Origin of the sequence: Pseudomonas sp. NY15463 (assembly GCF_048068415.1) — a bacterium.
Taxonomy (GTDB): domain Bacteria; phylum Pseudomonadota; class Gammaproteobacteria; order Pseudomonadales; family Pseudomonadaceae; genus Aquipseudomonas; species Aquipseudomonas mosselii_C.
In genome coordinates this window covers 402179-423414 of the sequence record NZ_JBLUQD010000005.1, presented here as the reverse complement: position 1 = coordinate 423414, position 21236 = coordinate 402179, and the positions used below count along the sequence as shown (strand labels likewise).

Genomic DNA, 21236 nt, shown 5'->3' with positions numbered 1-21236 from the left:
GCAATAACGCAAGGGGCTCCGTCCATGGAGAGATGGAAACCGCGCAGGTTTCGTGGGTAGGGATTGTGCCGGGCGGGCCGGACGGGGGCTAATTCAAAAAAGTGCGTTTGAAGTGCAATTTTTTTGCAGGGTCGATGACGTGACCTGTATGCCTCGCCTACAGGGGCGTACCCAATCAACGCTGCCTGCGCGGCAACTCGATACTCACCCGCAAACCGCCCAGCGGACTGTCGAGCAAGGCCATGCGCCCGCCCCAGGCCTCGACGATATCGCGCACGATGCCCAGGCCCAGACCGTGACCATCGACCTGCTCGTCCAGCCGTGAGCCACGCTCCAGCACCTGTAAACGCTGGCCTTCGGGGATGCCTGGGCCATCGTCATCGACCCACAGGCGATAACCGTCTGGATTCGATTCAACCCCCATACGCACTTCGCTGTCGGCCCACTTGCAGGCGTTGTCCAACAGGTTGCCCAAAAGCTCCAGCAGATCTTCGCGGTCCCACGGCAACAGCAACCCAGGCGGCACATCATGGGCCAGCAGCAAGCCTTCGCCATGGATCATCCCCAATGTGGCCAGCAAACCCGGCAACTCGGCGTCGCAGTCGAACTGCGCACCCGGTAGCGCGTCGCCGGCCAGGCGCGCGCGATTTAGCTCACGGGCCAGGCGTTGCTGAATCTGCTCCAACTGCTCGCGCAGTTGCGCCTGCACCTCGGGCAGCGCTTGCAGGCGCTCGCTCGCCGCCAGGCTCAACAACACCGCCAGCGGCGTTTTCAGGGCGTGCCCCAGATTGCCCAAGGCGTTACGCGAACGGCGCAAACTGTCCTCGGTATGCGCCAGCAGATGGTTGATCTGGTCCACCAAGGGTTGCAGCTCCACTGGCACTTGGGCATCCAGCTGCGAGCGCTGGCCCTGCTGCAATTGGGCGATCTGCTGGCGCGCGCGTTCCAGCGGACGCAACGAGCGGGTCACGGTGATGCGCTGCAACACCAGCACCAGCACCAGCGCCACCAGCCCCAGGCCCAGGCCAATCTGCTGCATGCGCCGGAACCCGTCACGCACCGGCGAATAGTCCTGCGCCACGCTGATGGAAATGTCCTGGCCCAGACGCCGGTAGTCTCCGCGATAAGCCAGCAGTTGCTGGCCCTCTGGGCCTAGCTCGTGGCCATCGTCCAGGCCCGGGCGTTGTGGCTTGGGCATGTCCAGATCCCACAGCGAGCGCGAGCGCCAGGTGCCCTTGTCGAAATCGATGCGAAAGTAGTGGCCCGAGAACGGCCGTTGATAGGCCGAGGAGATCCGTCGCTCGTCCAGTTGCAAGCCATCCGGGCCACGCACCAGCGCCACCAGCAGGTTCTCGCTTTCCTTGCGCAGGCCGGTTTCCAGGTAGCGTTGCAGACCGGCCTCGAACAGCCACAGCGTCAGTTGCGCCAAGCCCAGGCCCACCACCACCAACACGGCTACCAAGCCCAGGCTCAGACGCGCCTGGATCGACTTCACGCAGGACTCCCAGCGTACACGTAGCCCTGGCCACGGCGGGTCTCGATCACGCTGCGGCCAAGCTTGCGGCGCAGGTGGTTGACATGCACTTCGAGCACGTTGGAATCGCGCTCGGTTTCACCGTCGTAGAGGTGTTCGGCCAGGTGGCTCTTGGACAGCACTTGCCCTGGATGCAGCATGAAATAACGCAACAGGCGAAACTCGGCGGCGGTCAGCTGGATGTCCACCCCTTCACGGCTCACGCACTGCCGCGATTCGTCCAGATGCAGGCCCGCAGCCTCAAGCTTAGGTTGGTTGGCCAGACCCTTGGCCCTGCGTAACAATGCCTGCAAACGCAGTTGCAGCTCTTCCGGGTGAAAGGGCTTGGTAAGGTAGTCATCGGCCCCCGCCTTGAGCCCTTCGATACGCTCGGCCCACGATCCCCGGGCAGTGAGAATCAGCACTGGGGTTGCCAGGTTCGCGGCACGCCACTGGGTCAGCACCTCGAGCCCGGGCAATCCCGGCAGCCCCAGGTCGAGAATGATCAGGTCGTAAGGCTCGCTTTGGCCCTGGTATACCGCATCGCGGCCATCGGCCAGCCAGTCCACCGCATAGCCCTGGCGCTGCAGGGCGGTGGTCAGTTCGTCGGCCAGGGGCACATTGTCTTCGACCAGCAACAGGCGCATTCAGTCGTCTTCCTCGTCTTTGAGCAACGCACCGGTACGGGCGTCCAGCTTGATCTCGCGCACGACACCCTGGGGCGTGAGCAGCTCGACTTCGTACTCGTAGCGGCCATGCTTCTCTTCCAACTCCGCCTCCAGCAAGCGCGCCCCGGGGTAACGCCCCAGGGCACTGTCGAGCAAGTGCTCGAACGGCAGGATGACGCCCTTCTGGCGCAACGTCAGGGCTTCATCCTGGTCCAGGTCACGGGCACTGGCCAGCGAACAGACGGCCAGCAGGGCCAAGGCCAGGTAGCGCGCCGTTCGCGGTAACTCGGTCATCAGTTGTCTCGCTCGTCCTTCAGTACTTCGCCGGTCTTGGCATCGAGGTCGACGTCCCATTCGACGTTCTGCGCGTCACGCAGTTCGACCTTGTAGATATAGCGACCGTATTCGTTTTCCAGCTCCGAATCCGTCACGCTAGCGCCGGGGTGTTTGGCCACGGCACTGGCCTTGAGTTCATCCAGCGACTTGATGGTCTTGGCGTTCACCAGCTTGACCACTTCATCGGGCTGCACGTCCTTGGCGAAGGCGGCGTTGGCACCGAAAGTCAGGGCAGCGGCAGTGAACAGGGCAGTCAAAGTCTTCATGGGGTCTCTCCTTCACAGGGGTGCAAGTTGTCTACGGGGTTAAGATTAACCAGCCGTGCTTAACTCAACCTGAAAACAGCTGGCGCCATGATAGCGCAGCTGCGCAGACAGCCTGAACCAGCCCAGGCACGGCTGCGCGCCGTGCGCCAAGGCAATCTGCCTTTATACTGCATGGCCTGTTACCCAAGGGACCTGCCATGAGCGCCATCCACATCAAATACCCCGCGCTGACCTTCAAGGCCGGCCAACGCGCCTTGCAGCGAATCCGCGAGCGTGGCTTGCAGGCGCAGGATGTCGGTGTACTACCCGGTGCTGCGGGCGGCCCCAAGCCCCTCGGCATCCAGGGCCTGGACTTGGCGCTGTTCGGTGAATGGCTGCCGTCGGCACCGCGCCAACGCGCGCTGATCGGTGCCTCCATCGGCTCCTGGCGGTTCGCCAGTGCCTGCCTCGACGACCCTGTGGCGGGCCTGCGCCGGCTCGGCGAGCTGTACACCGAGCAGGACTTCGCCAAGGGTGTCACGCCGCGCGAGATCAGCCAGAGCTGCCAGCGCATGCTCGACGACCTGCTGCAAGGCCGCGACGGGCAGATCCTCGCCAGCCCCCATTACCGCCTGAACATCCTGGTGGTCAAAAGCCACGGCCAACTGGCCCACGACCACCGTGGCCGGCTCGGGGTGGGCCTGGGTTCGGTGCTGGCCAGTAACCTGCTAGGTCGCGCCAACCTGGCCCGGCACTTCGAGCGGGTTATCCTGCACGATGGGCGGGCCGCACCGCCCCTGCAAGCGCTCACCGACTTCCCGTCACGCTGCCTGCCACTGGACTTGGCCAATCTGCGCCATGCCCTGCTGGCCTCAGGCTCGATCCCGATGGTCATGGAGGGGGTGCGCGACATTCCCGGCGCTGGCGCCGGCACCTACCGCGACGGCGGCTTGCTGGACTACCACCTCGACCTACCCTACCTGGGCGACGACCTGGTGCTGTACCCGCATTTCACCGACAAAGTGGTGCCCGGCTGGTTCGACAAGGCCCTGCCGTGGCGCCGAGGCGATGCCACGCGCCTGCAGAACGTGCTGTTGATGACGCCTTCGCCGCAGTACCTGGCCACCCTGCCCTACGGCAAGCTGCCCGACCGCCAGGATTTCAAGCGTTTCATGGGCGATGCACCTAGCCGCAAGCGCTATTGGTACAAAGCCATCGCCGAGAGCCGCAGGCTGGGGGACGAACTGCTCGAATTGATTGCCACCGGGCAGTTGCACGATCGCCTGCAAGCCTTGTAGCGGGCATGCTGGTAGACTGCGCGCAACTTCGTTACACACAGAGTCATGACAGCGTGGAAATCTTCAAGGAATTTACTTTCGAATCGGCCCACCGCCTGCCCAACGTCCCGGCTGGCCACAAGTGCGGCCGCCTGCATGGCCACTCGTTCAAGGTTGCCCTGCACCTGACCGGCCCGCTCGACCCGCACACCGGCTGGATTCGCGATTTCTCGGAGATCAAGGCGATCTTCAAGCCGATCTACGAGCAACTGGACCACAACTACCTGAACGACATCCCTGGCCTGGAGAACCCCACCAGCGAAGTCATTGCCAAGTGGATCTGGGAACAGGTCAAGCCGCTGCTGCCGGAGCTGTCGAAGGTGCGTATCCACGAAACCTGCACCAGCGGCTGCGAGTACACCGGCGACTGATTCGGGTTTTCAGCGCGCCTGTCGCGGGCTTGCCCGCGACAGGCGCGCTGCGTTTGGCGCAACGCCTCAATCCGGCCCGCGATCCAGTGCATCACGCAGAAAGCTCGGGGCGATATAGCGCTGATAGTGCGCTTGCGAGAGCAAGAAAAACTCCCGATCGATGGCGTCTCGCAGTTGCGGCAGCTCCCAATTACGGAACTCCGGCAGCAGCACCATCCCGTAGGCTTCCAGCTCGCGGATCATCCGCGCGCCACGGGCGATCAGCTGGTAGGCCCAGCAATATTCCGACTGATGCCCGACGAAACGGATCGAGCGCTGCTCCAGCTGCTGGCGCAGCAAGGCTTTGTCGAACACTTCGAGCTTGGCCATCATCACCTGCACCAGCAACTGCTCCAGGCGCAACCAGACGGCGCGCTTCTGCTCCTCGTCGTAGCCGTTCCAGTGGATCACTTCATGATGGAAACGCTTGCAGCCACGGCACACCAGGTCTCCATAAACGGTGGAGCACAGGCCGACGCAAGGGGTCTTGATGGACTGGTTGGACATGGGTGAACAACGGTCTGACAACGGAACACCGCGCCATGTTAGCCCTTTGTCTAACCAGGGTCATCCGTTAAAGTCATGTTCGCCGCCTTACCAACTGGCTTTTTTTGCCGTAGAATCGTTCCGCCTTTTCAAGGCAACAATGTCCGTTGGAAGCTGTTTTCAAAGCGTCACGAGCACAGTTCATCCGGTAGAACGGCGTTGGTTCGGGCCAGGCCTTGCGCATGTCCCGCACCAACCCCTCATCAGCCTTCCGTTCTACAGGCGTAAAACTTTGAAAACAGCTTCTGTAAGGATTCTCTGCGACCCTGGTTGGGCGGCTCACAAAGCCGTCGCCGCGCATGGGTGCATGGAATGCTGGATGAGCGTCCCGGACCCCCTTTAGGGACCACTGATGAGGGTAATAACTGTGCTTGAAGCCTACCGCAAACACATCGAAGAGCGTGCCGCTCTGGGTATCGTGCCCCAGCCGCTTAACGCCGAACAAACCGCAGGCCTGGTCGAGCTGCTGAAAAACCCGCCGGCCGGCGAAGAAGCCTTCCTCGTAGACCTGATCACCCACCGTGTTCCGCCTGGAGTCGACGAAGCTGCCTACGTCAAGGCCGCTTTCCTCTCTGCCCTGGCCAAGGGCGAAGCCACCTCGCCGCTGATCGACGCCAAGCGCGCCACCGAGCTGCTGGGCACCATGCAGGGCGGCTACAACATCGAAACGCTGGTAACGCTGCTGGATGACGCCAACCTGGGCGCCGTCGCGGCTGAGCAGCTCAAGCACACCCTGCTGATGTTCGATGCCTTCCACGATGTCGCCGAAAAAGCCAAGGCCGGCAACGCCCACGCCAAGGCCGTGCTGGAATCCTGGGCAGCGGGCGAATGGTTCACCTCGCGTCCCGCCATCGCCGAGAAGTACACCCTGGCCGTGTTCAAGGTCCCGGGCGAAACCAACACCGACGACCTGTCGCCGGCACCGGACGCCTGGTCGCGCCCTGACATCCCGCTGCACGCCCTGGCCATGCTGAAAATGGCCCGTGACGGCATCGAGCCTTCGCAACCCGGTTCGGTCGGCCCGCTGGCCCAGATCGAAGCGGTCAAGGCCAAAGGCTACCCAGTAGCCTATGTCGGTGACGTGGTCGGTACTGGTTCGTCGCGTAAATCGGCGACCAACTCGGTGCTGTGGTTCTTCGGCGACGACATCCCGTACGTACCTAACAAGCGTGCCGGTGGCTTCTGCTTCGGCACCAAGATCGCCCCGATCTTCTACAACACCATGGAAGACGCCGGCGCCCTGCCGATCGAGTTCGACTGCACCAACCTGGCCATGGGCGACATCATCGACGTCTACCCATTCAAAGGTGAAGTACGCCGCAACGGCAGCGACGAACTGGTCACCCAGTTCGAGCTGAAAACCGAAGTGCTGCTCGACGAAGTCCGCGCTGGCGGCCGTATCCCGCTGATCGTCGGCCGTGGCCTGACCGAAAAAGCCCGCGCCGAACTGGGCCTGGGCGCTTCGGATCTGTTCAAGAAGCCAGAGCAACCTGCCGACAGCGGCAAGGGCTTCACCCTGGCGCAGAAAATGGTCGGTCGCGCCTGCGGCCTGCCAGAAGGCCAGGGCGTGCGCCCAGGTGCCTACTGCGAGCCGAAGATGACCACCGTCGGCTCCCAGGACACCACTGGCCCGATGACCCGTGACGAGCTGAAAGACCTGGCGTGCCTGGGCTTCTCCGCCGACCTGGTCATGCAGTCGTTCTGCCACACCGCGGCCTATCCAAAACCGATCGACGTCACCACCCACCACACCCTGCCAGACTTCATCCGCACCCGTGGCGGCGTGTCGCTGCGTCCAGGCGACGGCATCATCCACAGCTGGCTGAACCGCATGCTGATGCCTGACACCGTGGGTACTGGTGGCGACTCGCACACCCGTTTCCCAATCGGCATCTCGTTCCCGGCCGGTTCCGGCCTGGTCGCCTTCGCCGCAGCCACCGGCGTCATGCCGCTGGACATGCCGGAGTCGATCCTGGTGCGCTTCAAGGGCAAGCTGCAACCCGGCATCACCCTGCGTGACCTGGTCCATGCCATCCCTTACTACGCGATCCAGAAGGGCCTGCTGACCGTCGAGAAGAAAGGCAAGAAAAACGCCTTCTCCGGCCGCATCCTGGAAATCGAAGGCCTGGACGACCTGACCGTCGAGCAAGCGTTCGAGCTGTCCGATGCGTCGGCTGAACGCTCCGCTGCTGGCTGCACCATCAAGCTGCCAGAGAAGGCCATCGCCGAGTACCTCCAGTCCAACATCACCCTCCTGCGCTGGATGATCGGCGAAGGCTACGGCGATGCCCGCACCCTGGAGCGCCGCGCCCAGGCGATGGAAGCTTGGCTGGCCAAGCCTGAGCTGCTGTCGGCCGACGCCGATGCCGAATACGCCGAGATCATCGAGATCGACCTGGCCGAAGTCAAAGAGCCTGTGCTCTGCGCACCGAACGACCCGGACGATGCCCGCCTGCTGTCCTCGGTACAGGGCGAGAAGATCGACGAAGTGTTCATCGGCTCGTGCATGACCAACATCGGCCACTTCCGTGCCGCTGGCAAGCTGCTGGAAAAGGTCAAGGGCGGTATTCCGACCCGTCTGTGGCTGGCACCGCCAACCAAGATGGACGCCCACCAGCTGACCGAAGAAGGCTACTACGGCATCTACGGCAAGGCTGGCGCGCGCATGGAAATGCCAGGCTGCTCGCTGTGCATGGGTAACCAGGCACGTGTGCAGACCGGCTCCACGGTAGTGTCCACCTCGACCCGTAACTTCCCGAACCGTCTGGGCGATGCCACCAACGTGTACCTGGCCTCGGCAGAACTCGCTGCCGTCGCTTCGATCATCGGCAAACTGCCGACCGTCGAGGAGTACATGCAGTACGCCAAGGATATCGACAGCATGTCTGCCGACGTCTACCGCTACCTGAGCTTCGACCAGATCGCCGAGTTCCGTGAAGCGGCGGCCAACGCCAAGATCCCGGTCGTTCAGGCGTAATCAGCGACAAGCTGTAAGCTACAAGCCGTAAGCTACAAGCGGCAAGAAGAAGCCCCGGTGAGAGCCGGGGCTTCTTTTTTTTGCCTTGGAATCGCTGGGAGGGCGGCGTTGATTCGGGCATCGCGCAGTTCTGGCACGACCCCGGTGTAGGAGCGGCCTCGTGCCGCGAAGGGGCGCGTAGCGGCCCGAGGCTTCAGCCGCACGCACGATCTGCGAATGGATTCAGCAGAGGCTACAAGGCGCCCCGGCACGCCCCTAGAAGCAGTCGCCTGGCACCCTCACCCACCCCTCCATCAACACCCGCGCGCTGCGGCTCATGATGGCCTTGGTCACCGTCCACTGACCGTCCACCTGCTGCGCTGCCGCGCCGACACGCAGCGTGCCCGATGGGTGCCCGAAACGTACCGCACTGCGCTCACCGCCCCCAGCCGCGAGGTTGACCAGCGTTCCAGGAATCGCCGCCGCCGTACCAATGGCCACCGCTGCCGTGCCCATCATGGCGTGATGCAGCTTACCCATCGACAACGCACGCACCAGCAGGTCCACGTCTTCTGCCGCGACCGGCTTACCGCTGGAAGCGGTGTACGACACAGGCCTGGCGACGAACGCCACCTTCGGCGTGTGCTGGCGCCCAGCCGCCTGGTCGATGTGCTCGATCAGGCCCATACGCAGCGCACCGTATGCGCGAATGGTCTCGAACCGCGCCAGCGCCGCAGGGTCGCCATTGATCGCCTCCTGCAGCTCGGTGCCGCTGTAGCCAAGGTCTGCCGCATCGATGAAGATGGTCGGGATGCCAGCATTGATCAACGTCGCCTTGAACGTACCGATGCCCGGCACTTGCAGCTCATCCACCAGATGGCCAGTGGGGAACATCGCCCCACCGCCGCCCTCTTCGTCTGCCGCAGGGTCGAGGAACTCCAACTGCACCTCGGCAGCAGGAAAGGTAACGCCGTCCAGCTCGAAATCGCCGGTTTCCTGCACCTGGCCGTCGGTGATCGGCACATGCGCGATGATGGTCTTGCCAATGTTCGCCTGCCAGATCCGCACCGTGGCGATACCGTCGCGCGGCACGCGCTCTGGCGCGAGCAGACCGTTGGCAATCGCGAATGAGCCCACCGCAGCGGACAGATTGCCGCAGTTGCCACTCCAGTCGACGAACGCGGTATCGATCGATACCTGGCCGAACAAGTAGTCGACGTCATGATCGGGCTTGATGCTGGAGGAGACGATCACCGTCTTGCTGGTGCTGGACGTCGCGCCGCCCATGCCATCGATCTGCTTGGCATACGGGTCGGGGCTGCCGATTACCCGCAGCAACAGCGCATCGCGGGCCGGCCCCGGGATTTGCGCGGCCTCAGGCAGGTCTTGCAGACGAAAGAACACACCCTTGCTGGTGCCACCGCGCATGTAGGTGGCAGGGATTCGGATTTGTGCAACGTGAGCCATGGTCAATTCCCGTCTTGCACGGCGCCCAGCAGGCGCGGACGAACCTGCTCCCACTGGGGCCATGTCGCTAGTTGATTAGGCGGTGCCTTCCAGGAAATCCTGGGCGAAGCGCTGTAGCACCCCACCGGCCTCGTAGATCGACACTTCCTCGGCAGTATCCAGGCGGCAGGTCACCGGCACCTCGACCCGCTCGCCATCACCCCGGGTCACCACCAGGGTCAGCGTGGCCCGTGGCGTGCGCTGGCCGACCACGTCGTAGGTCTCACTGCCATCGAGCTGCAAGGTCTTGCGATTGGTGCCCGGCTTGAACTCCAGCGGCAGCACCCCCATGCCCACCAGGTTGGTACGGTGGATGCGCTCGAAGCCTTCGGCGACGATCGCCTCGACACCGGCCAGGCGCACCCCCTTGGCCGCCCAGTCTCGCGACGAGCCTTGGCCATAGTCGGCACCGGCGATGATGATCAGCGGCTGCTTGCGCTGCATGTAGGTCTCGATGGCCTCCCACATCCGCGTGACCTTACCTTCGGGCTCGATGCGCGCCAGCGAGCCTTGACGCACGCTGCCGTCGTCGTTGCGCACCATCTCGTTGAACAGCTTGGGGTTGGCGAAGGTCGCGCGCTGGGCGGTCAAATGGTCGCCACGGTGGGTGGCATAGGAGTTAAAGTCCTCCTCGGGCAGGCCCATCTTGGCCAGGTACTCACCAGCGGCACTGTCCAGCAGGATGGCATTGGACGGCGACAGGTGGTCGGTGGTGATGTTGTCCGGCAGCACCGCCAGCGGGCGCATGCCGCGCAGGCTGCGTTCGCCGGCCAGCGCGCCCTCCCAATACGGCGGGCGGCGGATGTAGGTGCTCATCGGGCGCCAGTCGTACAACGGCGCGACTTTCGGCCCGCGATCCTCCTCGATGGCGAACATTGGGATGTAGACCTGGCGGAACTGCTCAGGCTTGACCGCCGCACGCACAACCGCGTCGATTTCCTCATCGCTGGGCCAGATATCCTTGAGGCGGATTGGCTGACCATCGACCACACCTAGCACGTCTTTTTCGATGTCGAAACGGATGGTCCCGGCGATGGCATACGCCACCACCAGCGGCGGCGAGGCCAGGAACGCCTGCTTGGCGTAGGGGTGAATGCGCCCATCGAAGTTGCGGTTACCCGACAACACGGCAGTGGCATACAGGTCGCGGTCGATGATTTCCTGCTGGATCCGCGGATCCAGCGCGCCGGACATGCCATTGCAGGTGGTGCACGCGAACGCAACGATACCGAAGCCCAGTTGCTCCAGCTCCTTTTCCAGCCCCGCCTCTTGCAGATACAACTGCACAGCCTTGGAGCCCGGCGCCAGGGAGGACTTGACCCAAGGTTTGCGCATCAGCCCGAGGCGGTTGGCGTTGCGCGCCAGCAGGCCTGCGGCGATGACGTTGCGCGGGTTGCTGGTGTTGGTGCAACTGGTGATGGCCGCGATGATGACCGCACCGTCGGGCATCTGCCCCGGCACCTCCTCCCAGGCCCCGGCGATGCCCTTGGCCGCCAGCTCACTGGTGGCCACGCGGGCGTGCGGATTGGACGGACCGGCCAGGTTGCGCACCACGCTCGACAAGTCGAAGCTCAGGGTGCGCTCGTACTCGGCCTTGGCCAGGCTGTCGGCCCACAGGCCTGCGGCCTTGGCGTAGGTTTCCACCAGTTGCACCTGCTGATCGTCGCGACCGGTCAGCTTGAGGTAGTCGAGGGTTTGTTGATCGATGGCGAACATCGCCGCCGTGGCACCGTACTCAGGCGCCATGTTGGAAATGGTGGCGCGGTCGCCCAGGGTCAGTGCGCGCGCCCCTTCACCGTGGAATTCGAGGTAGGCACCGACGACCTTCTGCTTGCGCAGGAACTCGGTCAGGGCCAGCACCAGATCGGTGGCGGTGATGTTCGGCGCCAGGCGCCCGCTCAGCTCGACGCCGACGATTTCCGGCAGGCGCATCCACGAAGCACGCCCGAGCATCACGTTCTCGGCCTCCAGGCCGCCGACACCGATGGCGATGACCCCAAGGGCATCGACATGCGGGGTGTGGCTGTCGGTGCCGACGCAGGTGTCCGGGTAAGCCACGCCACGGTCGCTGTGTACCACAGGCGACATCTTCTCCAGGTTGATCTGGTGCATGATGCCGTTGCCCGGCTGGATCACGTCGACGTTCTTGAACGCTTGCTTGGTCCAGTTGATGAAGTGGAAACGGTCTTCGTTGCGCCGGTCTTCGATGGCGCGGTTCTTGTCGAACGCCTGCGGATCGAAGCCGCCGCACTCCACGGCCAGCGAGTGGTCGACGATCAGTTGCACCGGCACCACTGGGTTGACCTGGGCAGGGTCGCCGCCCTTGTCGGCAATCGCATCGCGCAGGCCGGCCAGGTCCACCAGGGCGGTCTGGCCAAGAATGTCATGGCACACCACGCGCGCCGGGAACCATGGGAAGTCGAGGTCACGCTTGCGCTCGATCAGTTGGCTGAGCGAGGCATCGAGGCTGGCCGGATCGCAGCGGCGCACCAGGTTCTCGGCCAGCACGCGGGAGGTGTACGGCAGGCCATCGTAGGCGCCGGGCTTGATCGCCTCGACCGCAGCACGGGCATCGAAATAGTCCAGGGCGGTGCCTGGCAGGGGTTTGCGGTATGCAGTGTTCATCATTCAGGCTCGGTCACAGGGTTCGGAAGGTTCTACCGCCCCTGTGGGAGCGGGCTTGCCCGCGAATGCGTCAGCAGGTCCACAGACGTTACCCATCCGGGCGCATTCGCGGGCAAGCCCGCTCCCACAAGGGAACGGGTTGCCTCTCTGTTTCTATTCAACGCCGCTCGATCGGCACGAACGCGCGCTGTTCAACGCCGACGTACTCGGCGCTCGGGCGGATGATGCGGTTGTTGGCACGTTGCTCGAACACATGCGCGGCCCAGCCGGTCAGGCGCGAGCACACGAAGATCGGCGTGAACAGCTTGGTCGGGATACCCATGAAGTGGTACGCCGAGGCGTGGTAGAAGTCGGCATTGGGGAACAGGCGTTTCTGCTCCCACATGGTCTTGTCGATTGCTTCGGAGACTGGGTACAGCACCTTGTCACCGACCTCATCGGCCAACTGCTTCGACCAGCCCTTGATCACCTCGTTGCGCGGGTCGGACTCTTTGTAGATCGCATGGCCAAAGCCCATGATCTTGTCCTTGCGCTCGAGCATGCGCAGCAGCTCGGCGGCAGCCTCCTGCGGGCTCTGGAAGCGCTCGATCAGCTCCATCGCCGCCTCGTTGGCGCCACCGTGCAGCGGGCCGCGCAACGAACCGATGGCAGCGGTGATGCACGAGTAAAGATCCGACAGGGTCGAGGCGCACACGCGGGCGGTGAAGGTCGAGGCGTTGAACTCATGTTCGGCGTAGAGGATCAGCGACACGTTCATCACCTTGACGTGCAGCGCGCTGGGCTGCTTGCCATGCAGCAGGTGCAGGAAGTGGCCGCCAAGGGTGTCTTCGTCGCTGTTGCAGTCGATGCGCACGCCATGATGGGTGAAGCGGTACCAGTAGCACATCACCGCCGGGAACAGCGCCAGCAAGCGGTCGGTCTTGTCGTGTTGGGCGCCGAAGGTCAGTTCAGGCTCCAGAGTGCCGAGCACCGAGCAGCCGGTGCGCATCACATCCATCGGGTGGGCGTCGCGAGGGATGCGCTCGAGCACCTCCTTGAGCGCTTGGGGCAGGTCACGCAGACCTTTGAGCTTGCGCTTGTAGTCGGCAAGCTCAGCCTGGCTGGGCAGCTCGCCGTACAGCAGCAGGTAGGCCACTTCCTCGAACTCGGCGCCAGCGGCCAGGTCGCGCACATCATAGCCGCGGTAGGTCAGGCCGGCGCCGGCCTGGCCGACGGTCGACAGCGCGGTCTGGCCGGCGACCTGGCCACGCAGGCCCGCGCCACTGAGTACTTTTGCTTCGGCCATGGGGTTTCTCCTTTCTTGAACTTGTTATGGAAGTCTTTCTGGCTAATTCGGATGGCCTGTACCGGCCTCTTCGCGGCGCAAGCCTGCACCTACACCTTGCATCAGTGATAACCCTGTGGGAGCGGGCTTGCCCGCGAAGAGGCCAGCCGCTCCAACCAAAATCTTGAATCTTCAGCCCTTCTTCTGCGCGAACAACGCATCCAGGCTCTGCTCGAAGGCGTGGTAGCCAATGGCGTCGTAGAGTTCCATGCGGGTTTGCATGGTGTCGATCACGTTCTTCTGCGTGCCGTCACGGCGCAGCGCGTGATAGACGTTCTCGGCGGCCTTGTTCATGGCGCGGAACGCCGACAGCGGGTACAGCACCAGCGACACGTCCACCGAGGCCAGCTCTTCGGTGGTATATAACGGCGTCGCGCCGAACTCGGTGATATTGGCCAGGATCGGGGCCTGCACGCGGTCGGCGAAGGTCTTGTACATCGACAGTTCAGTGATGGCTTCCGGGAAAATCATGTCGGCACCGGCCTCGATGCAGGCAGCGGCGCGGTCCAGGGCGGCGTTCAGGCCTTCGACTGCCAGGGCATCGGTCCGCGCCATGATCACGAAGCTGTCGTCACTGCGCGCATCCACCGCAGCCTTGATGCGGTCGACCATCTCCTGCTGGCTGACGATCTCCTTGTTCGGACGATGGCCGCAGCGCTTGGCACCCACCTGATCCTCGATGTGGATCGCCGCAGCGCCGAACTTGCTCATCGAGCGCACGGTACGCGCGACGTTGAACGCCGAAGCGCCAAAACCGGTGTCGACATCCACCAGCAACGGCAGGTCGCAGACATCGGTGATGCGCCGCACATCGGTCAGCACATCGTCCAGGCCGCTGATACCGAGGTCCGGCAAGCCCAGCGAGCCTGCCGCGACACCGCCGCCGGACAGGTAGATGGCCTTGAACCCGGCGCGCTTGGCCAGCAGGGCATGATTGGCGTTGATCGCCCCGACCACCTGCAACGGATGTTCGGCGGCAACCGCGTCGCGGAAACGTTGGCCGGGCGTGCTCTTGACTGTCATGACTCACCTCGTGGGCTATTGTTGTCGGCGCCTTGATAATGACGCTCGATATTGCGCTTGGACGCGCCAATGTGGCGGCGCATCAGGAGTTCGGCCAACTCGCCGTCACGGCTTTCGATGGCATCGAGGATGCGATGGTGCTCGGCGAAGGCCTGGCGTGGTCGGTTGGGCGTGCTGGAGAACTGGATGCGATACATGCGCACCAACTGGTACAGCTCGCCACACAGCATCTTGTAGAGGGTCTGGTTGCCGCTGCCCTGGATGATTCGATAATGGAAGTCGTAATCGCCTTCCTGCTGGTAGTAGCCCTGCCCAGCCTGGAACGCGGCGTCGCGCTCGTGGGTGTCGAGCACGTGGCGCAACTCATCGATGGCGGCCTGAGTCATGCGTTCGGCGGCCAAGCGGCACGCCATGCCCTCGAGCGACTCGCGAATTTCGTACAGTTCGATCAACTCGGCATGGCTCAGCGAAACCACCCGCGCGCCCACGTGCGGGACCCGCACCAGCAGGCGCTGGCCTTCGAGCCGGTGAATCGCCTCGCGCAGCGGGCCGCGACTGATGCCGTAGGTACGCGCCAACTCTGGCTCGGAGATCTTGCTGCCAGGCGCGATCTCACCTTTGACGATCGCCGCCTGGATACGCCGGAAGACGTTCTCCGAAAGTGTCTCGGTCTCCTCGGGCGAGGCGGCAGCGGCGGAAGCTACATCCAACATGATTGTCGACACCTTTAACATCCATGCGGGCAAAACTAGACAAACATAAGCTCCACGTCAAAGATAAAAACAACATTGTCGACAATTGTCTAATAACGAACTTACCCCGCTGTACTGTGGTCTGAACGCGGGCGCGCTGGCGTCAGCACATCGGCGTGATAGAATGCCGCGCTCTTTAATCGGAGCATGGATCGTCTGCCTGTCATGTTTTCATGCTTGACAGTCAATTAAGGATGCTTGGCCAGTCGCCTTGCCCAGAACCCCGCACAGCACCGCGCCAGGATTATGAGACCCATACCCGCTTCACTGCTGCTCTGCCTCGCTGTGCTGCCGGCCCTCGCGCCCGCAGCGCAGAAGACCGTCTATGGCCTGAACGAATACGCCCGCCTGGGCGAACTCGACCTGGAAGTGGCGGCCAAGCTCGACACCGGGGCCAAGACCGCCTCGCTCAGCGCCCGTGACATCAAGCGTTTCAAACGCAACGGCGAAAGCTGGGTGCGCTTCTACCTGGCCATCGACGCCGCCCACGAACACCCTATCGAACGCCCCCTGGCCCGCGTCAGCAAGATCAAGCGCCGCGCCGGGGACTACGACGCCGAATCCGGCAAGGCCTACACCGCCCGACCGGTCATCGAGCTCGATATCTGCATGGGCCAGACCCAACGCACCATCGAGGTCAACCTCACCGACCGCAGCGCCTTCCAGTTCCCGCTGCTGATCGGCTCCGAGGCCCTCAAGCACATGGACGCACTGGTCGATCCAAGCCTTAAATACGCGGCCGGCAAGCCTGCCTGCGCCACCGAAGCTCCTAAAGCAGAGTAACCCCGATGCGCTCTCTTACCCTTCACCTGAAAGTCCTGATCACCGTCCTGGTGCTGCTGGGCGTGGCCATCACGGCTTATCAGATCTTCGCCCTGGGCATCCCGGTGACCGAGGACGAAACCGACGATCTGTGGAACATCGACGCCAAGGTCGAGTTCGTCGCCAGCGCCAAGGACCCGGTCAAGGTGCAGATGTTCGTGCCCCCGCTGAACCGCGACTACGTGAGCCTCAACGAGAGCTTCATCTCCAACAACTACGGGGTCAGCGTCAACCGTGCCGATGGCAACCGCAAGGTCACCTGGTCGGCGCGCCGCGCCAGCGGCAACCAGACTCTGTACTACCGCCTGGTGCTGACCAAGCGCTACAGCAACGAAAAAACCAAGGTCAAGGGCCCGACCTTCCGCGACAGCCTGGCCGTCGAGGGCCCCGAGAAGATCGCCGCCGAAGCGCTGCTGGCACCGATCCGCCAACACTCGGCCGACGTCGAGACCTTCGTGGGCGAGACCATCAAGCGGGTCAATAACCTCAACGACGACAACGTCAAGCTGCTGCTGGCCGGCGACACGTCGTCGATGAAAAAGGCCCAGGTCATCGACCTGCTGCTGTCCATCGCCCACGTACCGCTGGAGAAGGTGCACACCATCCGCCTGGTGGCCGACACCCCACAAACCCCGGAACTGTGGCTGCGCAGCTTCAACGGCAACGACTGGCTGTACTTCAACCCGGACACCGGCGAACAGGGCCTGCCGGCTGACCGGCTGCTGTGGTGGACCGGTGACGAGAACCTGATCAGCGTCGATGGCGGCAAGAAGGCCAATGTGACCTTCAGCATGAACAACAGCGAGATGAACGCCATCCGCCTGGCCAAGCTGACCGACGAGAACACCGACGCAGACTTCCTCGAGTACTCGCTGTACGGCCTGCCGCTACAGACCCAGCAGACGTTCATGATCATGGTGATGATCCCGATCGGCGTGCTGGTCATCCTGATCCTGCGCAACCTGATCGGCATCCAGACCCTGGGCACGTTCACCCCGGTACTGATCGCCCTGGCCTTCCGCGAGACGCAACTGGGCTTTGGCATCATGCTGTTCACGGTGATCACCGCGCTGGGCCTGTCGCTGCGTTCGTACCTCGAACACCTCAAGTTGCAGATGCTGCCGCGCCTGTCGGTGGTATTGACCTTCGTGGTGGTGCTGATCGCCGCCATCAGCCTGTTCAGCCACAAGCTGGGGCTGGAGCGTGGACTGTCGGTGGCACTGTTCCCGATGGTGATCCTGACCATGACCATCGAACGCCTGTCGATCACCTGGGAAGAGCGCGGTGGCGGGCATGCCATGAAAGTGGCCATCGGCACCCTGTTCGCCGCTTCGTTGGCGCACCTGCTGATGACCGTACCGGAGGCCGTGTACTTCGTGTTCACCTTCCCGGCCGTGCTGCTGATCCTGGTGGGCTTCATGCTGGCGATGGGTCGCTACCGCGGCTACCGCCTGACCGAGCTCGTTCGCTTCAAGGCATTCCTGAAGAAGGCTGACGGCTGATGTTCGGACTGATCAAGACGTGGAAGGCCCTGGAAGCCCGGGGCATCATGGGCATCAACCGGCGCAACGCGGACTATGTCCTGAAGTACAACAAGCGCCACCTGTACCCGATCGTCGACGACAAGATCATCACCAAGGAGCGCGCCCTGGCGGCCGGCATCCATGTGCCGGAGATGTACGGCATCATCGAGACCGAGAAGCAGATCGAGAAGCTCGACGAAATCATCGGCGGGCGCAGCGACTTTGTCATCAAGCCCGCGCAAGGCGCAGGTGGTGACGGCATCCTGGTGATCGCCGACCGCTTCGAGGACCGCTACCGCACCGTATCGGGCAAGATCATCAGCCATGAGGAAATCGAGCACCAGATCTCGAGCATCCTCACGGGCCTGTATTCGCTTGGCGGGCATCGCGACCGTGCACTGATCGAATACCGCGTGACCCCCGACCAGATCTTCAAAAGCATCAGCTACGAAGGCGTACCGGACATCCGCATCATCGTGCTGATGGGCTACCCGGTGATGGCCATGCTGCGTCTGCCGACCCGTCAGTCTGGCGGCAAAGCCAACCTGCACCAGGGCGCCATCGGCGTGGGCGTGGACCTGGCAACCGGCGTCACCTTGCGCGGCACTTGGCTGAACAGGATCATCAGCAAGCACCCGGACACCACCAATGCGGTGGACGGTGTGCAACTGCCGAACTGGGATGGTTTCATGAAGCTCGCCGCCAGCTGCTACGAGCTGTGCGGCCTGGGCTACATCGGCGTGGACATGGTGCTGGACCAGGACAAAGGGCCACTAATCCTGGAACTGAACGCCCGCCCCGGCCTGAACATCCAGATCGCCAACGATTGCGGGCTGACCCAGCGCACCCATGCCATCGAGGCGCACCTGGAGATGCTGGCCAAGGAGGGTCGCAGCGAAGACGCCGAGCAGCGGATCAAGGTCGCACAGGGCTTGTTCGGCCACGTCCAACCGAATTGACACACGCCCCCTGTAGGAGATCACCCAGCCCTTTGGGCTGCGCTGTCGCGCAGAGAACTGATTTCGCAAGCGCTCCGCGTACCCTGTGGGAGCGGCGGTTCGGCGCCCCGACTTGCCCGCGAAGCAGGCGACTCGGTGTATGGCACCGGCTTTGCCGGTGTTCGCGGGCAAGCCCGCTCCCACAGATTCCTTCTAAATCAACAAGTTATGTGTAGCTCTATGAGAGCGGCCTCGTGTCGCGAAGGGGCCGCAAAGCGGCCCCAGAATTTTGGCTTTATCCAATATCGTCGGGGGCTGCTGCGCAGCCCTTTCGCGACACAAGGCCGCTCCTACAGGATTTTTGTATTGATCCTCGGGCCACGCGTCTTCGCCCAACACATGAATGTCGCCCGCAGCGCTAGGCGCGTTTCCTACACAGGTCTACAATCGCCCTCCTTGCTTTTTCATCGCCGTCCATCCTGATGCCGACCTGTACCCTCCATCCCCTGCCCTACCAAGCCGACCCAGCCTGTTATTTCGCACGCCTGCGCAACGCACCCGGCGCGATCCTGCTCGACAGTGCCCGCCCCGGTGCCGAGCGCGGCCGCTTCGACCTGCTCAGCGCCTGGCCGCTGCAGCAGTTGCACACGCAACCTGGCGAAGATGGCCGCGACTATCTGCAACGGCTGCGCCAAGCGCTGGCCGACCTCGGCGAAGCCCAGTTACCGCCAGGGTGCGAGCTGCCATTTGCCGGGGGCCTGATCGGCTACCTCAGCTACGATTTCGGGCGTCGCCTGGAGCCATTGCCAGCGCTGGCGGTGGACGACCTGGGGCTGCCTGACGCACAACTGGGCTTGTACGCCTGGGCACTGCTCTGCGACCACCAGTTGCGCACCAGTCATTTGGTGTTCCATCCCCGCCTGGACCAGCCTGAGCGCCAGCGACTGATCCAACTGTTCGAAGCCCCTGCCGAGGCTCCCGCTGAGCCCTTCACGCTGCTCGCGCCAATGACCGGCGACCTGTCCGCCGAGCAGTACCGTGCAGCCTTCGACCAGGTACAGCGCTATATCCAGGCCGGCGACTGCTATCAGATCAACCTCACGCAACGCTTCCGCGCCCCCTGCCAGGGCGACCCGTGGCACGCCTACCAGGCCCTTCGGGCCGTTTGCCCGACGCCATTCTCGGGCTACCAACAGCTGGGAACCGACAGCGCGCTGCTGAGTTTCTCGCCCGAGCGCTTCATCCGCGTCCACCAGCGCGAGGTCGAGACCCGCCCGATCAAGGGCACCCGTCCGCGCGCCAGCGACCCGGCAGAAGATGCGCGTAACGCAGCCGAGCTGCTGACCAGCCCCAAGGACCGCTCGGAAAACCTGATGATCGTCGACCTGCTGCGCAACGACATTGGCCGGACATGCGAGATCGGATCGGTGCAAGTGCCCGAGCTGTTCAGCCTGGAGAGCTACCCGAACGTTCATCACCTGGTCAGCAGCGTCACTGGGCGCCTGGCCACCGGCAAGGACGCGCTGACCCTGATCGGCGACAGCTTCCCGGGCGGCTCGATCACGGGCGCACCGAAGATCCGCGCGATGCAGATCATCGACGAGCTGGAGCCTGCGCGCCGGGCACTGTACTGCGGCTCGCTGCTGTACGTGGACGTACGCGGCGAGATGGACAGCTCCATCGCCATTCGCAGCCTGCTGATCAAGGACGGACAGGTGAGCTGCTGGGGCGGGGGCGCGGTGGTGGCTGACTCGAACTGGCAAGCGGAATATGAAGAATCGATCGCCAAGGTACGGATACTGATGCAGACCCTGCAGGGCTTGTGATCGCAGGCGCCTGCTTCGCGAGCCAGCCCGCGCCCACAGGTTCAGCCGGTCTACTCCGACTTTTTTTGTTACCATTTGCCCACTACGAGCGCACAGCGCCACTTAACCGATGGAAACCGCCTGATGAGCCAACCCTTCGACGTCGCCGCCCTGGCCGCGACCTACGCCAGCAAGTCCCCGCAGGAGATTCTCAAGCTCGCCTTCGAGCACTTTGGCGATGACCTGTGGATCTCCTTCAGTGGCGCCGAAGATGTGGTGCTGGTGGACATGGCCTGGAAACTGAACAAGCAGGTCAAGGTGTTCAGCCTCGATACAGGGCGCCTGCACCCAGAGACCTACCGTTTCATCGACCAGGTACGCGAGCAGTACAACCTGCCCATCGAGATCCTCAGCCCTGACCGCGACAAGCTCGACCCATTCGTCAAGGAAAAGGGCCTGTTCAGCTTTTACAAGGATGGCCACGGCGAGTGCTGCGGCGTACGCAAGATCGAGCCGCTACGCCGCAAGCTGTCCACCGTCAGCGCCTGGGCCACCGGCCAGCGCCGCGACCAGAGCCCGGGTACCCGCAGCCACGTGGCAGCACTGGAGATCGACAGCGCCTTCTCCACCCCCGAGCGTACCTTGTACAAGTTCAACCCCCTGGCGCAGATGACCAGCGAGGAAGTCTGGGGTTACATCCGTATGCTTGAGCTGCCCTACAACAGCCTGCATGAGCGCGGCTTCATCAGCATTGGCTGCGAACCCTGCACGCGCCCGGTGCTGCCGCGCCAGCACGAGCGCGAAGGTCGCTGGTGGTGGGAAGAGTCGACGCAGAAGGAATGCGGGCTGCACGCCGGCAACCTGATCAGCAAGGCTTGAGGGCCGCTGCAAGCTGCAAGCAAAAGCA

18 protein-coding genes are annotated in these 21236 nt (G+C 63.5%); 8 read left to right on the top strand and 10 right to left on the bottom strand.

The features are described 5' to 3' along the window. Window positions 1–175 precede the first annotated feature (175 nt). Genes ACNFIC_RS15220 through ACNFIC_RS15205 form a run of 4 tightly spaced genes read right to left on the bottom strand, consistent with a single transcriptional unit; the run spans window position 176 to window position 2783 of the window. Window positions 176–1495, bottom strand: a complete 1320-nt coding sequence (locus tag ACNFIC_RS15220; protein WP_416781313.1) for a sensor histidine kinase — start codon at window positions 1493–1495, stop codon at window positions 176–178. After that, complete coding sequence (locus ACNFIC_RS15215; RefSeq protein WP_138220870.1) at window positions 1492–2160, bottom strand: response regulator transcription factor; 669 nt, start codon at window positions 2158–2160, stop codon at window positions 1492–1494. The genes ACNFIC_RS15220 and ACNFIC_RS15215 overlap by 4 nt, the downstream gene beginning before the upstream one ends. Then, the gene (locus ACNFIC_RS15210; RefSeq protein ID WP_416781312.1) at window positions 2161–2475 is read right to left on the bottom strand and encodes a PepSY domain-containing protein; all 315 of its coding nucleotides are present in this window, start codon (window positions 2473–2475) and stop codon (window positions 2161–2163) included. It lies immediately after the preceding gene. After that, entirely contained in the window at window positions 2475–2783 is a 309-nt protein-coding gene (locus ACNFIC_RS15205; RefSeq protein WP_138220872.1) for a PepSY domain-containing protein, read from the bottom strand. The genes ACNFIC_RS15210 and ACNFIC_RS15205 overlap by 1 nt, the downstream gene beginning before the upstream one ends. A 197-nt stretch (window positions 2784–2980) precedes the next feature. Here ACNFIC_RS15205 and ACNFIC_RS15200 point away from each other — a divergent pair, with 197 nt between their 5' ends. Further along, window positions 2981–4060, top strand: a complete 1080-nt coding sequence (locus ACNFIC_RS15200) for a patatin-like phospholipase family protein (RefSeq protein ID WP_138220873.1) — start codon at window positions 2981–2983, stop codon at window positions 4058–4060. A gap of 53 nt (window positions 4061–4113) precedes the next feature. Further along, on the top strand, window positions 4114–4470 hold the full coding sequence (gene queD, locus ACNFIC_RS15195; protein ID WP_011533154.1) for a 6-carboxytetrahydropterin synthase QueD: 357 nt from the start codon (window positions 4114–4116) through the stop codon (window positions 4468–4470). 66 nt (window positions 4471–4536) lie between these two features. Here queD and ACNFIC_RS15190 read toward each other — a convergent pair whose 3' ends face one another. Then, window positions 4537–5016, bottom strand: a complete 480-nt coding sequence (locus ACNFIC_RS15190) for a DUF1289 domain-containing protein (RefSeq protein ID WP_138220874.1) — start codon at window positions 5014–5016, stop codon at window positions 4537–4539. A gap of 406 nt (window positions 5017–5422) precedes the next feature. On the opposite strand from ACNFIC_RS15190, the gene acnB reads away from it, so the two are divergent. Beyond that, the gene (acnB, locus tag ACNFIC_RS15185) at window positions 5423–8032 is read left to right on the top strand and encodes a bifunctional aconitate hydratase 2/2-methylisocitrate dehydratase (protein WP_138220982.1); all 2610 of its coding nucleotides are present in this window, start codon (window positions 5423–5425) and stop codon (window positions 8030–8032) included. Window positions 8033–8287: 255 nt separating this feature from the next. On the opposite strand, the gene prpF is transcribed toward acnB, so the two are convergent. The 5 genes from prpF to ACNFIC_RS15160 all read right to left on the bottom strand — a co-directional run bounded on the left by prpF (window position 8288) and on the right by ACNFIC_RS15160 (window position 15202). Next, window positions 8288–9478, bottom strand: coding sequence for a 2-methylaconitate cis-trans isomerase PrpF (gene prpF, locus ACNFIC_RS15180; protein ID WP_138220875.1), 1191 nt, complete (start codon window positions 9476–9478; stop codon window positions 8288–8290). A gap of 75 nt (window positions 9479–9553) precedes the next feature. Continuing rightward, window positions 9554–12142, bottom strand: coding sequence for a Fe/S-dependent 2-methylisocitrate dehydratase AcnD (gene acnD, locus ACNFIC_RS15175; protein ID WP_416781379.1), 2589 nt, complete (start codon window positions 12140–12142; stop codon window positions 9554–9556). A 157-nt stretch (window positions 12143–12299) separates the two neighbouring features. Then, window positions 12300–13427 (bottom strand): bifunctional 2-methylcitrate synthase/citrate synthase, encoded by a 1128-nt coding sequence (prpC, locus tag ACNFIC_RS15170; protein ID WP_138220876.1) that lies wholly within the window; start codon window positions 13425–13427, stop codon window positions 12300–12302. Between the two features lie 171 nt (window positions 13428–13598). Continuing rightward, on the bottom strand, window positions 13599–14489 hold the full coding sequence (gene prpB / locus ACNFIC_RS15165) for a methylisocitrate lyase (RefSeq protein WP_138220877.1): 891 nt from the start codon (window positions 14487–14489) through the stop codon (window positions 13599–13601). Beyond that, the gene (locus ACNFIC_RS15160; RefSeq protein ID WP_138220878.1) at window positions 14486–15202 is read right to left on the bottom strand and encodes a GntR family transcriptional regulator; all 717 of its coding nucleotides are present in this window, start codon (window positions 15200–15202) and stop codon (window positions 14486–14488) included. The genes prpB and ACNFIC_RS15160 overlap by 4 nt, the downstream gene beginning before the upstream one ends. Window positions 15203–15487: 285 nt before the next feature. Here ACNFIC_RS15160 and ACNFIC_RS15155 point away from each other — a divergent pair, with 285 nt between their 5' ends. The 5 genes from ACNFIC_RS15155 to ACNFIC_RS15135 all read left to right on the top strand — a co-directional run bounded on the left by ACNFIC_RS15155 (window position 15488) and on the right by ACNFIC_RS15135 (window position 21208). Beyond that, entirely contained in the window at window positions 15488–16024 is a 537-nt protein-coding gene (locus ACNFIC_RS15155; RefSeq protein WP_138220879.1) for an ATP-dependent zinc protease, read from the top strand. 5 nt (window positions 16025–16029) lie between these two features. Continuing rightward, window positions 16030–17565 (top strand): inactive transglutaminase family protein, encoded by a 1536-nt coding sequence (locus tag ACNFIC_RS15150; protein WP_416781311.1) that lies wholly within the window; start codon window positions 16030–16032, stop codon window positions 17563–17565. After that, a complete protein-coding gene (locus ACNFIC_RS15145; protein ID WP_138220881.1) occupies window positions 17565–18545 on the top strand; it encodes an alpha-L-glutamate ligase-like protein in 981 nt (326 codons plus the stop codon). Before ACNFIC_RS15150 ends, ACNFIC_RS15145 begins: the two co-directional genes overlap by 1 nt. A 461-nt stretch (window positions 18546–19006) precedes the next feature. After that, window positions 19007–20350: an aminodeoxychorismate synthase component I gene (gene pabB / locus ACNFIC_RS15140; protein WP_416781310.1), complete on the top strand. Its 1344-nt coding sequence runs from the start codon at window positions 19007–19009 to the stop codon at window positions 20348–20350. 123 nt (window positions 20351–20473) lie between these two features. Then, window positions 20474–21208 (top strand): phosphoadenylyl-sulfate reductase, encoded by a 735-nt coding sequence (locus tag ACNFIC_RS15135; RefSeq protein WP_138220883.1) that lies wholly within the window; start codon window positions 20474–20476, stop codon window positions 21206–21208. Window positions 21209–21236: the final 28 nt, after the last annotated feature.

What these genes read in the sequence shown, in the direction of transcription:
- ACNFIC_RS15215 (WP_138220870.1), bottom strand. Translation starts at nt 2,160, where the DNA reads ATGCGCCTGTTGCTGGTCGAAGACAATGTGCCCCTGGCCGACGAACTG.
- ACNFIC_RS15210 (WP_416781312.1), bottom strand. Translation starts at nt 2,475, where the DNA reads ATGACCGAGTTACCGCGAACGGCGCGCTACCTGGCCTTGGCCCTGCTG.
- ACNFIC_RS15205 (WP_138220872.1), bottom strand. Translation starts at nt 2,783, where the DNA reads ATGAAGACTTTGACTGCCCTGTTCACTGCCGCTGCCCTGACTTTCGGT.
- ACNFIC_RS15200 (WP_138220873.1), top strand. Translation starts at nt 2,981, where the DNA reads ATGAGCGCCATCCACATCAAATACCCCGCGCTGACCTTCAAGGCCGGC.
- ACNFIC_RS15190 (WP_138220874.1), bottom strand. Translation starts at nt 5,016, where the DNA reads ATGTCCAACCAGTCCATCAAGACCCCTTGCGTCGGCCTGTGCTCCACC.
- prpF (WP_138220875.1), bottom strand. Translation starts at nt 9,478, where the DNA reads ATGGCTCACGTTGCACAAATCCGAATCCCTGCCACCTACATGCGCGGT.
- acnD (WP_416781379.1), bottom strand. Translation starts at nt 12,142, where the DNA reads ATGAACACTGCATACCGCAAACCCCTGCCAGGCACCGCCCTGGACTAT.
- prpC (WP_138220876.1), bottom strand. Translation starts at nt 13,427, where the DNA reads ATGGCCGAAGCAAAAGTACTCAGTGGCGCGGGCCTGCGTGGCCAGGTC.
- prpB (WP_138220877.1), bottom strand. Translation starts at nt 14,489, where the DNA reads ATGACAGTCAAGAGCACGCCCGGCCAACGTTTCCGCGACGCGGTTGCC.
- ACNFIC_RS15160 (WP_138220878.1), bottom strand. Translation starts at nt 15,202, where the DNA reads ATGTTGGATGTAGCTTCCGCCGCTGCCGCCTCGCCCGAGGAGACCGAG.
- ACNFIC_RS15155 (WP_138220879.1), top strand. Translation starts at nt 15,488, where the DNA reads ATGAGACCCATACCCGCTTCACTGCTGCTCTGCCTCGCTGTGCTGCCG.
- ACNFIC_RS15150 (WP_416781311.1), top strand. Translation starts at nt 16,030, where the DNA reads ATGCGCTCTCTTACCCTTCACCTGAAAGTCCTGATCACCGTCCTGGTG.
- ACNFIC_RS15145 (WP_138220881.1), top strand. Translation starts at nt 17,565, where the DNA reads ATGTTCGGACTGATCAAGACGTGGAAGGCCCTGGAAGCCCGGGGCATC.
- pabB (WP_416781310.1), top strand. Translation starts at nt 19,007, where the DNA reads ATGCCGACCTGTACCCTCCATCCCCTGCCCTACCAAGCCGACCCAGCC.
- ACNFIC_RS15135 (WP_138220883.1), top strand. Translation starts at nt 20,474, where the DNA reads ATGAGCCAACCCTTCGACGTCGCCGCCCTGGCCGCGACCTACGCCAGC.